This window comes from Brooklawnia cerclae, assembly GCF_011758645.1.
Lineage (GTDB): Bacteria > Actinomycetota > Actinomycetes > Propionibacteriales > Propionibacteriaceae > Brooklawnia > Brooklawnia cerclae.
This window is the reverse complement of the sequence record NZ_JAAMOZ010000001.1, coordinates 2199047-2214110: the sequence shown is the minus strand read 5'-3', so window position 1 is coordinate 2214110 and position 15064 is coordinate 2199047. Positions and strand designations below refer to the sequence as shown.

General features: G+C 67.0%; 14 protein-coding genes. 12 read left to right on the top strand and 2 right to left on the bottom strand.

Translation table 11 applies throughout. The features are described from left to right. The first annotated feature begins 72 nt into the window (after nucleotides 1-72). The 8 genes from rbfA to FB473_RS10290 all read left to right on the top strand — a co-directional run bounded on the left by rbfA (nucleotide 73) and on the right by FB473_RS10290 (nucleotide 8939). Nucleotides 73-576: a 30S ribosome-binding factor RbfA gene (rbfA, locus tag FB473_RS10325; protein ID WP_167167077.1), complete on the top strand. Its 504-nt coding sequence runs from the start codon at nucleotides 73-75 to the stop codon at nucleotides 574-576. Between the two features lie 6 nt (nucleotides 577-582). Further along, complete coding sequence (truB, locus tag FB473_RS10320; RefSeq protein WP_167167076.1) at nucleotides 583-1440, top strand: tRNA pseudouridine(55) synthase TruB; 858 nt, start codon at nucleotides 583-585, stop codon at nucleotides 1438-1440. 150 nt (nucleotides 1441-1590) lie between these two features. Then, entirely contained in the window at nucleotides 1591-3126 is a 1536-nt protein-coding gene (locus FB473_RS18260; RefSeq protein WP_167167074.1) for an enoyl-CoA hydratase-related protein, read from the top strand. Between the two features lie 74 nt (nucleotides 3127-3200). Further along, nucleotides 3201-4127 carry a bifunctional riboflavin kinase/FAD synthetase gene (locus tag FB473_RS10310; RefSeq protein WP_167167072.1) on the top strand — a complete coding sequence of 309 codons (927 nt, stop codon included), beginning with the start codon at nucleotides 3201-3203 and terminating at the stop codon, nucleotides 4125-4127. A 174-nt stretch (nucleotides 4128-4301) separates the two neighbouring features. Beyond that, the gene (gene rpsO, locus FB473_RS10305) at nucleotides 4302-4565 is read left to right on the top strand and encodes a 30S ribosomal protein S15 (protein ID WP_167167070.1); all 264 of its coding nucleotides are present in this window, start codon (nucleotides 4302-4304) and stop codon (nucleotides 4563-4565) included. A 394-nt stretch (nucleotides 4566-4959) separates the two neighbouring features. Next, nucleotides 4960-7182, top strand: coding sequence for a polyribonucleotide nucleotidyltransferase (locus tag FB473_RS10300; protein ID WP_167167068.1), 2223 nt, complete (start codon nucleotides 4960-4962; stop codon nucleotides 7180-7182). Nucleotides 7183-7480: 298 nt separating this feature from the next. Beyond that, nucleotides 7481-8227: a 4-hydroxy-tetrahydrodipicolinate reductase gene (gene dapB, locus FB473_RS10295; protein ID WP_167167066.1), complete on the top strand. Its 747-nt coding sequence runs from the start codon at nucleotides 7481-7483 to the stop codon at nucleotides 8225-8227. A gap of 4 nt (nucleotides 8228-8231) precedes the next feature. Continuing rightward, complete coding sequence (locus FB473_RS10290) at nucleotides 8232-8939, top strand: LmeA family phospholipid-binding protein (RefSeq protein WP_167167064.1); 708 nt, start codon at nucleotides 8232-8234, stop codon at nucleotides 8937-8939. A gap of 82 nt (nucleotides 8940-9021) precedes the next feature. On the opposite strand, the gene FB473_RS10285 is transcribed toward FB473_RS10290, so the two are convergent. Further along, complete coding sequence (locus FB473_RS10285) at nucleotides 9022-9603, bottom strand: GNAT family N-acetyltransferase (protein ID WP_341770090.1); 582 nt, start codon at nucleotides 9601-9603, stop codon at nucleotides 9022-9024. Between the two features lie 160 nt (nucleotides 9604-9763). Between FB473_RS10285 and FB473_RS10280 the strand changes: the two genes are divergently transcribed. After that, nucleotides 9764-11446: a ribonuclease J gene (locus FB473_RS10280; protein ID WP_167167062.1), complete on the top strand. Its 1683-nt coding sequence runs from the start codon at nucleotides 9764-9766 to the stop codon at nucleotides 11444-11446. Between the two features lie 134 nt (nucleotides 11447-11580). Beyond that, nucleotides 11581-11766 carry a 50S ribosomal protein L28 gene (gene rpmB / locus FB473_RS10275; RefSeq protein ID WP_167167061.1) on the top strand — a complete coding sequence of 62 codons (186 nt, stop codon included), beginning with the start codon at nucleotides 11581-11583 and terminating at the stop codon, nucleotides 11764-11766. A 104-nt stretch (nucleotides 11767-11870) separates the two neighbouring features. On the opposite strand, the gene FB473_RS10270 is transcribed toward rpmB, so the two are convergent. After that, nucleotides 11871-12857, bottom strand: a complete 987-nt coding sequence (locus FB473_RS10270) for an IS481 family transposase (RefSeq protein WP_167164250.1) — start codon at nucleotides 12855-12857, stop codon at nucleotides 11871-11873. A gap of 152 nt (nucleotides 12858-13009) precedes the next feature. Here FB473_RS10270 and FB473_RS10265 point away from each other — a divergent pair, with 152 nt between their 5' ends. Further along, a complete protein-coding gene (locus tag FB473_RS10265; RefSeq protein ID WP_167167059.1) occupies nucleotides 13010-14176 on the top strand; it encodes a thermonuclease family protein in 1167 nt (388 codons plus the stop codon). Between the two features lie 135 nt (nucleotides 14177-14311). Beyond that, nucleotides 14312-14977: a DUF4143 domain-containing protein gene (locus tag FB473_RS10260; protein ID WP_167169438.1), complete on the top strand. Its 666-nt coding sequence runs from the start codon at nucleotides 14312-14314 to the stop codon at nucleotides 14975-14977. Nucleotides 14978-15064: the final 87 nt, after the last annotated feature.

Here is a 15064-nt window from a genome sequence, read left to right as displayed (position 1 = left end):
CGAGATCGACGGGACGGGTGGGGGCGGCTTCCGCCCCCACCCGTCACCCTTTTCACATCATCGGAGGACCACATGAGTAACCCACGAATCGCGAAGCTGGAGGACCAGATCCGCAAGATCGTGGCCCAGATGCTCGATCGGCGCGTCAAGGATCCGCGGTTGGGCTACGTCACCATCACCGACGTCCGGCTGACGGGCGACGGCCGCGAGGCGACGATCTTCTACACCGACCTGGGCCGCTCCCTCGACGGCCGCGAGGCCGACGCCCCCGAGGGGAAGGTCGACACCCCGGCGGCGTTGGAGGCGGCCAAGGGCCTCTTGCGCACCACGGTGGGGCAGCGCCTCGGGCTCAAGTTCACCCCGAGCCTGACCTTCGTCCAGGACGCGACCGCCGAGTCGGCCCAGGACATGGAGGACCTCCTCGCCCGGGTGCAGGCCAGTGACGCCGACCTGGCGAACCGCAGGGCCACAGCGAGCTACGCCGGCGATCCCGACCCCTACCGCAAGCGTGAGGACGATGCCGCGGACGACGATGCCGACGACGACGCGGACGACGCTCCCGCGTCTCAGGACTGAGTGCCCGTGGACTCCGCGGGGATCCTCGTCATCGACAAGCCGGCGGGCCTGACCTCCCATCAGGTCGTCGGACGCGTCCGACGAGTACTGGGGACGCGCAAGGTCGGCCATGCGGGCACTCTGGACCCGATGGCGACCGGGGTCCTCATCGTCGGGGTGAATCGCGCAACCCGTCTGCTGGGCCACCTGGCGCTGCACGACAAGGAATATCGCGCCACCATCCGGTTGGGCCGGTCGACCTCCACGGACGATGCCGAGGGCGAGCCGACCGGAGGGGCCCCGGCCGGCACCCTCGGCGCCGACGAGATCGAGCGTGCGATGGCACCCCTGCGTGGTGAGATCATGCAGGTGCCGAGCACGGTCTCGGCGATCAAGGTCGACGGCAGGCGCGCCTATGCCCGGGCGCGTGCCGGCGAGGAGGTGCAGCTGGCGGCCAGGCCCGTGCGCGTGACCCGCTTCGAGGCGACCGCCGTCGCGTCTTCGGGTGACTTCTGCGATGTGGACGTCGAGGTCGAGTGCTCGTCCGGCACCTATGTGCGCGCGCTCGCCCGCGACCTCGGGGCGACGCTGGGAGTGGGGGGCCATCTCACACGGCTGCGGCGTACCCGCATCGGAGGCTACGGGCTGAACTCCGCGATCGAACTGGATGCGCTGGAGCCCACCACGCCGCTCATGACCATGGCCGCCGCGGCGCGCCTGAGCTTCCCCGTCGTCGAGGTCGGGCCGGACGAGGCCCGGGACATCGGGTTCGGACGTTCCCTGGCCATCGACATCCCCTCGTCGCCGACCGGCGTCGTCGGCCCGGAGGGTGATCTCCTCGCCCTCTACGGGGTCGGCGGGCGCCCCATCGCCGTCCTCGCCTGAGACCCCGCCGGGGCGCTGGTTCCGTCGGTTTCGGCTAGCGTCTCCGTGTTCGGCCTTCGAGCCCGTCGAGCGTCTCGTGGTGCCCTGAATGCGACCCACTCGGGGCTGAGGATGCGCACATGCGCGGGGCTTGCCCGTATCGTGTCAACCATGGAGCTCACCTGGATCGACTATTCGGTGCGCGACCACGTGGCACACATCGTTCTCAACCGTCCCGAGCGCCTCAACGCGCTCGACACCGTGGTGGCCGACGACCTCCTGGACGCTCTGGGAGCAGCGGCCGCAGACGACGAGGTGCGTGTCATCGTCCTCGCGGGGGCGGGGCGGGCGTTCTGTGCCGGTGGCGACATGGCCCAGTTCGAGGCCGATCTCGCGCACGATCGTGGCAACGTACGAGCGCTCGTCCGGGCCCTGGGACGCGTCGTCTGGCTGATGCGGGCGATCCCGAAGCCCGTGGTCGCGTCGGTGCAGCGTGTGGCGGCGGGAGCGGGGCTGGGTCTCGTGCTCGCCGCCGACTTCGTCCTGGCGAGCGACGACGTCACTTTGTCCACCGCTTTCGTACGTCTGGGGCTCGCCTCCGACACGGGAGTGGGTTTCGTCCTCACCAGGACGCTGGGCCATCTGCGGGCCTCCGACCTGCTCATGAGGAGCCGTCCTGTGCCGGCCTCCGAGGCCGTGACGCTGGGGTTGGTCACGCGAGTCGTGCCCGCGACGGATCTCGTGCGTCAGACGGCCGAACTCGCGGCCGAACTCGCGGCCGGTCCGGCGGACGCGCTGGCAGCCATCAAGCAGCAGGTCTGGGCGTCCACGTTCACAGGCTTCGAGCGATATCTGGAGGACGAACCCGCCGTCCAGACGCTCCTGTCGCGGAGTCCTGACTTCGCCGAGGGTCTGGCGGCCTTCCGGGAGCGGCGACAGCCGGGTTTCGGCCAGGCGCTTCGGGTCGCCCCGGCACAGACCGGGGTCCGAAGCGCAGCCGGGCAGATCCGGACGGCCCCGAATCGGATGGTCCCGAATCGAGAGCTCCCAAGCGGGCTCAGCGGTGAGCGGCTCTCGCGCCTGCCCGCGGTGCACCAGACCTCCCGCGTGGTCGATTCGACCCTGGGGGAGTGGACCGACATCGGCCCGAGATGCCTTGTCAGCGAGTCGACGATCGGTGACTACAGCTATCTGGCGGGCGATGTGGACTGTGTGTACGCAACGGTCGGCAAGTACTGCTCCATCGCGTCCCATGTGCGGATCAACCCGGGAAACCACCCGATGTGGCGGGTCACCCAGCATCACATGACCTATCGCCGATCCGCCTTCGGTCTCGGAGACGACGACGAGCGGTTCTTCGAATGGCGGCGCTCGCATCCCGTCACGATCGGCAACGACGTGTGGGTGGGCCACGGCGCGACGATCATGCCGGGGGTGTCGATCGGCGACGGCGCGGTCGTGGGGGCTTCCGCGGTGGTGACCCACGACGTCGAGCCCTACACCGTCGTGGCGGGCGTCCCGGCGCACGTTCTGCGTGAACGGTTCCCCCGCGACGTCGCCGAGGCAATCCGGGCCACCCGTTGGTGGGACTGGAGTCGTGAGGAGCTGGAGGAACGCATCGACGACCTCGGGGACGTGGACACGTTCCTCACCCGTCACGGCCACAGGCAGGGGGCTGCCCGGCGCGGCGACACCTCATGGGGGTAGTCAACGGCGCGCACTATGCTGGTCTGCGGCCCGGCGACCGCCGGCGCGGACGAACGGCTGGACCAGGAGCGGGAATGCGACCGGAGAGACGGCACAGCGTGGTGGTCATCGGGAACTTCGATGGCGTCCACACTGGACACCAGAAGCTCCTCGCCCGGGCTCGTGAACAGGCCGTGCAGTGGGCGGACGACCAGGGCCCGCTCCCCGTCGTCGTCGTGACCTTCTGGCCTCATCCTCTGCGCGTCGTGGCGCCCGACAAGGCGCCGAGGCTTCTCACCGACCTGTCCGATCGCATCGACCTGCTGCGGCGTTACGGAGCCGACCAGGTGAGGGTCGTCCAGTTCACCCGCGAGATCGCGGGCTGGTCGCCCGAGCGGTTCGTCGAGACGATCCTCACGCCGCTGAATCCTGTCGCCGTCGAGGTCGGTGAGAATTTCACGTTCGGCAAGGGGGCGGCGGGCACGGGCGAGACGATGCGCGAACTCGCCCGTGGACGCTTCGAGGTGGACGTCATGCATCTGTGGGAGGTCGACGACGTCCGCACGTGCTCGACGCTGGTACGTCAGGCCATCGCCCGCGGCGACGTCGAACAGGCTGCCCGGCACCTGGGCCGGAGCTTCCGGGTGCGCGGCGTGGTGGTCATGGGCGACCAGCGTGGCCGTGACCTGGGCTTTCCGACCGCCAACCTGGTGATCCCCGACGACATGGCGATCCCCGCCGACGGTGTCTACGCGGGTTGGCTCCGACGGCTGGACGAGCGTGACGCCCTTCTCCTGCCGTCCGCGATCAGCGTGGGCACCAACCCGACCTTCGACGGCCTGGAACGCAGGGTCGAGTCCTACGTCCTCGATCGCACCGACCTCGAGCTCTACGGAGTCGAGATCGGTGTCGAGTTCGTGGCGCACCTGCGTGGGCAGGTGAGGTTCTCGTCGGTGGACGAGCTCATAGCCCAGATGGAAGTCGACGTGGCGGACACGCGTTCCGCCCTGGGTGTCGCCTGACCGTCGTCTGTCCTCGTCGGCGGACGAAAGGCCCGTGATCAGCGGGTTCGCCTGGTCGGGGGCGACATGGTAGGCTCGTGGGGTTGCCGTTCGATCGGCCGCGGCCCCGTAAGAGTCCCCATCGCGATCCAGCACCGGGGGCGCCGCGCAGCGAGTCCGAAAGGTTGGTTCGTCATGGACACTGACACCAAGAAGAAGATCATCGAGGAATACGCCACGCGTCCCGGCGATACCGGCTCCCCGGACGTGCAGATCGCGCTGCTCACCAAGCGCATCGCTCACCTGACCGAGCATCTCAAGCAGCACAAGGGCGATCATCACTCCCGTCGCGGCCTCATGCTGATGGTCGGCCATCGCCGCCGCCTGCTCAACTACGTGGCCAAGGAAGACATCGACCACTACCGCAAGCTCATCGAGCGGTTGGGCCTGCGCCGGTGATCCTGAGTCCGGTTCAGGGGGATTCGATTCTGTCGGTTTGATTCGTCAAGGGGAGCGCCCTCCACGGGGCGCCCCCCTTGACGTGTTTTCCGGAGCAATCGCCGTGTGGCGTGCATGAGCTTTCGTCCCACGGCATGATTGAGGCACATAACAACTTCATCACGAAGCCGCCCCGCGATGGGGTGGTCGTGGGCGCGGGGAGCATCACGGTTGTTGGTCCTCGGTAGTGGCCAGCGGGCCGGCGGGTGCGAATCCCCGCGTCCCGATGGCCTCGATCGAAGACCATCATTCGAGGTCGACGACCTTCCTGATCCTCCCGGCGCCGCACCCGGCGCGCACGATGCGCGGCCGGGCATCCGCGGGCCAACGGGTCCGCACGCAGAGAGGACAATTCATGGAGGGTGAAAACCTCAAGTTCAGCGAGGCCATCATCGACAACGGATCGCGCGGCAAACATGTCGTCCGGTTCGAGGCCGGTGTGCTCGCGCAACAGGCGGATGGCTCCGCCGCCGTCTACCTCGACGGCGACACCATGTTGCTGTCGGCCACCACGGCGCAGAAGTCGCCGCGCGAGTCGATCGACTTCTTCCCGCTCACCGTCGATGTCGACGAGAAGATGTACGCGGTCGGCCGCATCCCCGGGTCGTTCTTCCGTCGCGAGGGGCGTCCGTCCGACAATGCGATCCTCGCCTGCCGCCTGATCGACCGCCCGATCCGCCCCGCCTTCGTCAAGGGACTGCGGAACGAGGTGCAGATCGTCGTCACGGTGCTGGCACTGAACCCGCAGGTCGAGTACGACGTGCTCGCGATCAACGCGGCCTCGATGTCGACCCAGATCGCCGGGCTGCCGTTCCACGGCCCCATCGGGGGCGTTCGCCTGTCGCTCCTCGGCGACTCGTGGGTGTGTTTCCCGACGGTCGAGCAGGAGAAGAAGGCCGTCTTCTCGATGGTCGTGGCCGGGCGCGTGCTCGCCGACGGTGACGTCGCGATCATGATGGTCGAGGCCGGTGGCACCGAGAGCACGTGGAACATCGTCCGCTCCGGGCAGACCGCTCCCACCGAGGACGTCGTCGCCGGGGGGCTGGAGGCCGCGAAGCCTTTCATCAAGGCGCTGTGCGACGCACAGGTCGAACTCGCGAGCCAGATCAGCAAGGAGACCTACCCCTTCCCCGTGTTCAAGGAGTACGAGGACGACATCTACGCCGAGGTCTCGTCGCTGGCCGCGGCCAGGCTCGACGAGATCGAGCAGATCGCCGACAAGCTCGACCGGCAGGAGGCCGAGAAGGCCCTGAAGGCGTCGATCTACGAGAAGCTGGCCGACAACGAGGCGTTCGCGGGACGCGAGGGCGAGATCGCGGGCGCGTTCAAGGCGCTCCAGAAGAAGATCGTGCGCGGACGCGTCCTGAGCCAGGGGCGTCGCATCGACGGCCGTGGTCCCAAGGACATCCGGCCGCTGTCGGCGCAGGTGGGCCTGATCCCGCGTGTGCACGGCTCGTCGCTGTTCCAGCGCGGGGAGACCCAGGTGCTCGGTATCACGACGCTCAACATGCTCGAGATGGAGCAGAAGCTCGACACCGTGAGCGCGACCACGGCCAAGCGCTACATGCACCAGTACGAGATGCCGCCGTACTCCACCGGTGAGACTGGCCGTGTCGGCTCGCCCAAGCGGCGTGAGGTCGGCCACGGCGCGCTGGCCGAGCGGGCCATCGTCCCGGTGCTGCCGACTCGTGAGGAGTTCCCCTACGCCATCCGTGAGGTGTCGGAGGCCATCGGTTCCAACGGCTCGACGTCGATGGGTTCGGTGTGCGCCTCCAGCCTGGCGCTGATGAACGCGGGCGTTCCGCTGAAGGCACCCGTCGCCGGCATCGCCATGGGCCTGATGAGCGAGAAGGACGAGTCGGGCCAGACCCGCTACCTCGCGCTCACCGACATCCTGGGCGCCGAGGACGCGCTCGGTGACATGGACTTCAAGGTCGCCGGCACCAGCGAGTTCATCACCGCGCTGCAGCTCGACACCAAGCTGGACGGGATCCCCTCCGATGTGCTGGCGGCCGCGCTGCTGCAGGCGAAGGACGCCCGGACGACGATCCTCGGCATCATGAACGAGGCCATCGACCAGCCCGACGAGATGAGCCCCTTCGCTCCGCGGATCATCACGGTGCACATCCCCGTCGACAAGATCGGCGAGGTCATCGGGCCCAAGGGCAAGGTCATCAACCAGATCCAGGACGACACCGGCGCCAACATCTCCATCGAGGAGGACGGCACGATCTTCATCGGCGCGACCGACGGCACCTCGGCCGAGGCGGCCCGCCAGATGGTCAACGCGATCGCCAACCCGACGATGCCCGAGAAGGGCGAGCGCTACCTCGGCACGGTTGTGAAGCTGACCACCTTCGGAGCGTTCATCTCGCTGCTTCCCGGCAAGGACGGGCTGCTGCACATCTCGAAGATGCGCGCCCTCAACGAGGGGCATCGCGTCGAGAACGTCGAGGACGTGGTGAGCGTCGGCCAGAAGATCCAGGTCGAGATCAGCGACGTCGATGACCGCGGCAAGCTGTCGCTCGTGCCGGTCATCGAGGAGGACGAGAAGGCGGAGGTCGCCGCCGCCGAGTGAATCCGGTCGGCATGACGCTGACGGCCCGTGGAGATTCGTTCTCCGCGGGCCGTTTCCCTGTCCGGAAGCGGAGTGCACGCCGTCGGCCGTGACCATGTTCCTTCAAACTGGTGCCTGGACGGCCTGGGGTCGGTATAAGGCGTAGCCAGAATCGCGGGTGCGGAGATTTGAAGGAACTGGGTCACGCTACCGACCGTCGACCACCGTGGCGAGGCCCGTATACCGCGGCGCTGACCGGCGCCACGGGGAACCCGGCGACCCCGGTAGGCTTGCGGAGACGCGAGAAGGGGTGGTCGACGTGCTCAAGGTGGCGGTCTTCGGAGCCAGGGGGCGCATGGGGCAAGAGGTCGTCGGGGCGGTCGAGGGGGCAGCCGATCTCGAACTGGTCGCCGCTGTCGACTCGGGGGACGATCGCGGCGCGGTCGAGCAGGCCGACGTCGTGGTCGACTTCACCACTCCCGACGCCGTGATGAGCAACATCTCCTGGTGCATCGACCACGGTCTCGATGTCGTGGTGGGGACGACGGGGTTCACCCCCGTCCGCCTCGACGAGGTGCGGGAACTGCTGGACGCCAAACCCGGCAGCAATGTGCTGATCGCCCCGAACTTCTCCATAGCCGCGGTGCTCATGATGCATTTCGCGACGAAGGCCGCACCGTTCTTCGAGTCGGTCGAGGTCATCGAGCTGCATCACCCGCGCAAGGTGGACGCCCCCTCGGGTACGGCGGCATCGACCGCGCGAGCGATCGCGGCGGCGCGGGCGGATGCGGGCAGCCCCCCGATGCCCGATGCGACCACCCTCGAGGAGGACGGTGCCCGTGGGGCGAGTATCGACGGTGTGCACGTGCATTCTGTGCGGCTGCAGGGCCTGTTCGCTCACCAGGAGGTCGTCCTGGGCAATCCTGGCGAGATGCTGACCATCCGGGACGACTCCTTCCAGCGTTCCAGCTACATGCCGGGCGTGCTGGCGGCGGTTCGAGCGGTCGGTGACCGGCCGGGTCTGACGGTCGGCATCAACAGCCTGCTCGGGATCGGCGAGGACTGACCCCATGGCCGTTCGCCGGGCACGGTCGTGGCTGGCCGTTCTCCTGGTGGTCGTCGTACTCGTGGCCGGGTTGATGCTGGTGGACGCGCACGTCCGCGATCAGGCGGAACAGCGCACCAGCGCCCAGGTGGCCGAGCAACTCGGCGGTGCACGGGTGACGACCGAACTGGGTGGTTGGCCGATCCTGCTGGCCGGGGTGACCAAACGCGTCGAGCGCGTTCACGTGACGGCGGACGACGCCGTGGTCACCATCGAGGGCCGCACGGGGACGGTGGAGTCGATCGACATCACTGCCGAGGGATTGTCGCCGTGGGACGACCTTCCTCAGGCGACCGCGGAGGATCTGGATGCCGACATCGCCTTTCGGTGGAGCGATCTGGAGGCGATGACCGGCTTCCCCTTGTCGTACGTGTCCGGCAACCGGGTGTCGGCGTCCCTGACGGTCGAGTACTTCGGGGCGACCATCGCGATCCAGGTCGAGGGCGATCTGGATCTGGCAGCCGACGGCAGCCTGACGATCGCCGACCCCACTGCGGAGGTGGCCGGCATCGACGTGCCGGAGTCCATCGTCACCGGCGCCCTCGACGCACTGGCGGCCGAGATGAGGCTGCCCCAGCCCGCGGGGCTGGTCTACGAGGGGCTCGACATCGACGCCGACGGTGTGGTCGCCCACCTCCACGGGACGGGCGTCGCGGTAGGGGAACTCATCTGATATCGCGTGCCCTGCGGAGAACGGGCCGACTGGTCTCCGCGCGTGGTGGATCGGGCTCGCTACCGGCGGATTGGCACCTCGGTCAGGAGGTCTGCGGCGCTTCGTCGTCCGTCACGAATCCAGCCTGGTCGACCAGGCTGGTGTGCAGGCGCACCTGCTTGACGCGCAGGTGGTCGTCCTCGTCACCGATCTCCTGGTGCCCGCCGTCGGGGGCCCACCCGGAGGCGGTCAGGAACGCACGGGTGCGGTCGTCGTCCGCGAGCACCCACCACGTCGCCCGGACGAACCCGTCGGCGCGCAGGGTGTCTGCAATCGCGTGCATGAGGCGGTCCTCGTGGCCCGCGTCCTGATGATCGGGTTGGACGCAGAACTCCGCCACCAGGGCGTCGGTCTCGTCCGCGTCGATGTCGTCCGAGGGGCCGATGGCCGCGAAACCGACGATGCCGTCGTTGTGGTCGAGGGCGACCAGGACTCGATAGGTGGCCAGTGGCGGCCGCGTGATCGCCTCGAACCAGGCCCTGGTCATCGTGGCCTCGTCCAGATCGTCGAGCACGGCCGCCAACCCCGGCAGGGATGCCAGGTATGCGCGTTGAACGCCGGTGATGGCGCTGGCTTCGGCGGGCATCGCGAGTCGGACGCTGTCGGTATGGACGGGGCTGGTCACGGGGACGATCCTATGCGTCCGGTCACCTTTCCCCGAACGACGAAGCCGCCGGACGCGAACCGTGCCGACGTCTCGTACGCCCGCGTCAGCGGCCGCAACCAGGCCGCGGCTCGTCCGGTGCGGTGGGCGCTTTCTGCCAACCGGTAGGATTGGTGCCGACATGAATGCACTCCAGACCCCACCCAAACTCGCCCCCGGTACGTTGCGAATCATTCCGCTCGGCGGCCTGGGCGACATCGGCCGAAACATGACCTGCTTCGAGATCAACGGCAAACTGCTGCTGGTCGACTGCGGCGTCCTGTTCCCCGAGGACGACCATCCCGGCGTCGACCTGCTCCTGCCGGGCCTCGACTACCTGAACGAACGGCTCGACGACGTCGTCGGGCTCGTGCTCACCCACGGGCACGAGGACCACATCGGAGCTGTTCCGTATCTGCTGCGCAGGCGTCAGGACATCCCGATGTACGGCAGCAAGCTCACCCTCGCGCTCGTCGACGGCAAACTACGGGAACACCGGTTGCGTGACACGGCGATGTACCACGAGGTCGACGGCGGGACGGTCGTTCCCCTCGACCAGTTCACGCTGGAGTTCTTCGCGGTCAACCACTCGATCCCGGACGCCTTGGCCGTGGCGATCAAGACGTCTGCGGGAACGGTGCTGCACACCGGCGACTTCAAGCTCGATCAGTTGCCGCTGGACGGCCGCATCACCGACCTGCGTGGGTTCGCCCGGCTGTCGCTGGAGGGCATCGACCTTCTGATGGCCGATTCCACGAACGCCGAGGTGCACGGGTTCACTCCTTCGGAGCGGGAGATCGAGCCGGCTCTGGAGCGCGTGTTCGCGGCCGCCACCGGCAAGCTCGTCGTCGCGTGTTTCTCCTCGCACGTCCACCGTGTGCAGCAGGTGATGGATCTCGCGGTCGCCCACGGCCGCAAGGTCGTCTATGTGGGGCGTTCGATGGTGCGCAACATGACCACGGCGCAGGAGCTGGGGTTCCTGCGGGTGCCCGCGGGCACCCTGATCGACCTCAACGACCTGCCCAACTACCCGGACGACAAGGTCGTCGTGGTGTCCACCGGCTCGCAGGGAGAACCCCTGTCGGCGCTGGCACGGATCGCGAACCGCGAGCACCCGGTCATCGAGGTCAGGCGAGGCGACACCGTGCTCCTGGCGTCGTCCCTCATCCCCGGCAACGAGAACGCCGTCTATCGGGTGATCAACGGGCTCACCCGCATCGGTGCGAACGTCGTCCACCGTGGCAACGCCTTCGTCCACGTCTCGGGTCACGCGAGCGCGGGGGAACTCCTGTACACCTACAACGTGGTGCAGCCCAAGAACGCCATGCCCATCCACGGGGAGGCGCGCCACCTGGTCGCCAACGCGCGTCTCGCGCAGTCCACCGGCATCCCGGCCCAGCGGACGATCGTCGCCGAGGACGGTGACGTCATCGACCTGGCGAAGGGGCGGGCCAAGCGCGTCGGCCGTGTGGACGCGTCGTACATCTTCGTGGACGGTTCCACCGTCGGTGACGTCTCCGATTCGGAGCTCACCGACCGGCGCATCCTCGGCGAGGAGGGGTTCATCTCGGTGATCGCCGCCGTCGATCTGCGCGCGGGCACGATCGTGGCCGGCCCGGACGTGAGCGCGCGGGGGTTCCTGGAGCACGCCGGGGTCTTCGAGTCGGTCACCGATGAGATCCGGGTGGCGCTCGAACAGTCGCTGGCCGAGGGCGTGGACGACACGCACCGCCTGCAACAGACGGTGCGGCGCGTGATCGGACGATGGGTGTCGCGGACGTACCGCAGCCGCCCGATGATCGTCCCGGTCGTCATCGCGGTCTGACGGGTCGACTCCTTCTCGGGCCGGGGTCAAGGCCCGGATTTGGGTTGACGGCCCCGGATTGGGTAGGATCGTCAGGTTGCGTCCTCAGGACGCTCACGAACGTGTCTGATTCCACGAGATCGAGGAGAGTTGCCATGGCTGCCGTGTGCGACGTTTGCGGTAAGGGCCCTAGCTTCGGTCACAACGTTCCCTGGTCCAAGAAGAAGACCATCCGGCGCTGGAACCCGAACATTCAGCGGGTCCGTGCGACTGTGAACGGCACCCACAAGCGCCTGAACGTGTGCACCGGCTGCCTGAAGGCTGGTCGCGTCACCCGCTGACGCGAGCGCCGACCTGTCCCGGCCGTCGACCGGGGTGGGGCGGTATTCCTATCGCTGACGACGTCCGTCGCCCATCACGGGTGGCGGACGTCGTGCGTTGCCGTCTAGGTGTACTGATCGGGGACGTTGGTCAATCGGCTGATTGGGGGTTTGCCTCCGATGGCTGAGTGGGGTCGGTGGTGATTGTATTCGTGGAGCCAGCCGGGCAGGGCTTGGCGTCGTTCGGTTTCTGAGTAGTAGTGGCGGGCGTAGGCCCAGCCGTCGGCGAGGGTGCGGTGGAAGCGTTCGATCTTGCCGTTCGTTTGGGGTCGGCGGGGTCGGGTCTTCTTCATGGTGATGCCGAGCGCGGCGCAGGTGTCGCGCCACAAGTGCGACTTGTAGGCCGACCCGTTGTCGGACAGCACGCGTTCGATGGTGATGCCGCGGGCGGCGTACCAGGCGACCGCGCGGGCCAGGACAGCGGTCGCGGTGGCCGCGGTTTCGTCGTCGTGGACCTCGGCGTACGCGACCCGGCTGTGGTCGTCGATCACGGTGTGCACGAACGCGTGGCCCATGAGCGGGTTGTGATACTTGCTCTTCGGCTTGCCAGGGGTCGCCTGCTGGTTCCAGTCGCCTTGCTGGCGGCCGACGAACCGCCACCCGCCACCGTCGGGGATGTTGCCGAGCTTCTTCACATCCACATGGATCAACGACCCGGGATGGTCGTGCTCGTAGCGGCGGACGGGTTCCCCGGTGGCCCGGTCCACATAGGTGAGCCGGTTCAGCCGGTTACGGACCAGGATCTTGTGGACCGTCGACGCCGCGACACCCGTGCGGGAGGCCAGCTGCACCGGGCCGAGACGTTTGCGCCACCTGAGCTCGAGGACCCTGCGCACGGTCGGTGCTGGTGTCCGGGCCGGCTGGTGGTGCGGCCGACTCGACCGGTCGTCCATCGATTCCCCGGCGGCGTACCGATCGGCCCACCGTTTCACGGTCGGCCACGACACCTGGAATCGGGCAGCGACCTCACTGATCGGCCAGCCTTGGTCGACAACGAGCTGGGCGACCTTCAATCGATGTCTCGGGGTCAGGGCTGCGTTAGCGTGGGCCACGAAGGACCTCCTGTTCTGAGTGGATACCATGAGCAATTCCACTCAACCGCGGGAGGTCCTTCCCAGACAATCAATCAGACCGCGTCGTCACACCGACCCGACCAACCTGTCCGATCAGTACATCTAGGCGGACAATTAGTAGAATCCAACCTGTGCTTCCGACCCCGCAAGGCCTTCTTCTGGCGGGTAGCCGCGTGCTGGCAGGGGTGGCCGTTCCTATAGTTGTCGCTTTGGCCGGCCTCGCCATATATAGCGTGAGCAGCGAGGCGACCTTCATGAAAGAGGTCCAGGTAGTTCGCGTGGTCGACGGCGATACGATTGATGTTCTCGACGGTAGCGAGAACGTGCGTGTGCGGCTTTTGAACGTCGACACTCCGGAGAGCGTCGACCCTGACAAGCCAGTGGAATGCGGTGCTGAAGAGGCCAGCAAATTCCTTGCTGGGCGACTTCCTCCGGGAAGTAATGTCAGCCTGGGATACGATCGCGTTCGAGTCGACGGTTATGGACGTGTCCTTGCCGGAGTGATCAGTGAGGGGTCACTTGTCAACGCTGAGATCGCGTTGAAGGGTCTCGGTCGAGCTGTGGTGTTCAGTGGAAACGAAAAATACTATCCCGAGGTTTTGGCAGCTCAAGAGGAGGCCAGGAGGCGTGGTGCTGGGTTGTATTCGACACAGATCGAATGCTCATTGCCGAGTCAGATAGCCAGCCTCCCGGCGCAAGAGCTTTCGACGGTCCTTAGCCCCGAGGCATCGCTCGAGGAACTGGTCGCTACTCTCACTGAGATTGATGCTGCCCTGGTGGGGATTCAGGCGCTGCGCGACCAACTGGCCGGCGATTCTTCGGTGATGCCTCTTGCCTTCTACACGACCTCAGAGCTGGAACATATGCGGTTCAAAGTTGTGAACCGCATGGATTCGCTGCAGTCAGCTCGCGACTATGCCGGTGAGCGGGTCGAAACGATGCGCTCGCAAGCCGCGGCGTTGGAGGCCGAGGAAGCGGCAAAACAGGAGCGCGAGAACCAAGCACGCGAAGCCGGGGCTGCTGCTCAGCCCTCGAATGATATAGAGACCGTATCTGAGAGCGAGTGGGCAGGTTCGCCAGGCTATCAACAGCAGGCGGTCGGCGAGAATGAGACGGTTTCCGGAGGGGGAACCGTAGAGCCAACTGCGCCAGCAACCTCTGCCGGAGTCGCTCAGCAAGAGGACTCGGCGCAGGATCAGGGTTCCACCAGGCCACCCAATGCGGCACCCTGCCGGAGCTATGCGCCCGGAGGAAAGACTTTCGTCTACATAGATTGCGTCACCAAACAACCGATCTGATGGTCTTTCGTCTCGGGTTGCTGGTGGCACCGCGTCACGCGTGGGCCTTCACGGGTCACCAACGGATCGTCGAGGCGAGGGCTTGTAGGTCAACCGATTCGCTTGATAGTGGAGAAATCCGCTACCCGGTAGTGGATAAATCCCTTCCCCACCGTCGCGGGGCCGAGGCGGGATCCTCGAAGATTGGTCGCGTTCCTACGGGCGTCCGCGGGTCTTGAGGCGCAACCGGCGCCCTTCGCGGCGATGACCCGCCGGATCGAGGCAGACTCATCGATTGCCGTGGGCCCCGCAGCTGCGCCGGAACTGTTCGACTTCGCGGCTCGCATGCATCTGGTAGAGGATCAGCCGGCGTGGTCTCCCCAACTGAGATCACGATCGGTGTTGGTACAGACTCCGAAGCGTCATATGGCGGATCCCTCGCTGGCGGCTGCTCTGCTGGGTGCGGGCACATCAAGACTGCTCACGGAACCCAGGACCCTCGGGTTCCTCTACGAAGGGCAAGTGGTTCATGATCTGCGCGTCTATGCACAGGCGATTGGTGCGCGTGGAGTGTTCCACTATCGCGATACCAAGGGCCGTGATGAGATCGATGCCGTGGTCGAGGCCGCCGACGGCCGCTGGATCGCTGTTGAGGCAAAGCTGGGGGAGTCCGCAGTGGATGCTGCCGCTCGGAACCTGTTGCGGGTGACTGCTAAGATCGCCCGTCCTCCTTCGGCATGCGTCGTCGTCGTGCCCACCGGTGTCGCACACCGTCGGGGCGATGGTGTTTTCGTCGTGCCGATAACGGTCCTGGGGGCCTGAGGCAGGGTCGTTGTCGTCCGCGCGGGGACTCCGTCCGATTCGTACAGGGGTTCTCCCGCTACGCGAAGCTGTCGGACGTCGCGGCTA

Excerpts from the sequence above, each read along its gene's own strand:
- rbfA (WP_167167077.1), top strand. The coding sequence starts at position 73 with ATGAGTAACCCACGAATCGCGAAGCTGGAGGACCAGATCCGCAAGATC.
- FB473_RS18260 (WP_167167074.1), top strand. The coding sequence starts at position 1,591 with ATGGAGCTCACCTGGATCGACTATTCGGTGCGCGACCACGTGGCACAC.
- FB473_RS10310 (WP_167167072.1), top strand. The coding sequence starts at position 3,201 with ATGCGACCGGAGAGACGGCACAGCGTGGTGGTCATCGGGAACTTCGAT.
- rpsO (WP_167167070.1), top strand. The coding sequence starts at position 4,302 with ATGGACACTGACACCAAGAAGAAGATCATCGAGGAATACGCCACGCGT.
- FB473_RS10300 (WP_167167068.1), top strand. The coding sequence starts at position 4,960 with ATGGAGGGTGAAAACCTCAAGTTCAGCGAGGCCATCATCGACAACGGA.
- FB473_RS10290 (WP_167167064.1), top strand. The coding sequence starts at position 8,232 with ATGGCCGTTCGCCGGGCACGGTCGTGGCTGGCCGTTCTCCTGGTGGTC.
- FB473_RS10280 (WP_167167062.1), top strand. The coding sequence starts at position 9,764 with ATGAATGCACTCCAGACCCCACCCAAACTCGCCCCCGGTACGTTGCGA.
- rpmB (WP_167167061.1), top strand. The coding sequence starts at position 11,581 with ATGGCTGCCGTGTGCGACGTTTGCGGTAAGGGCCCTAGCTTCGGTCAC.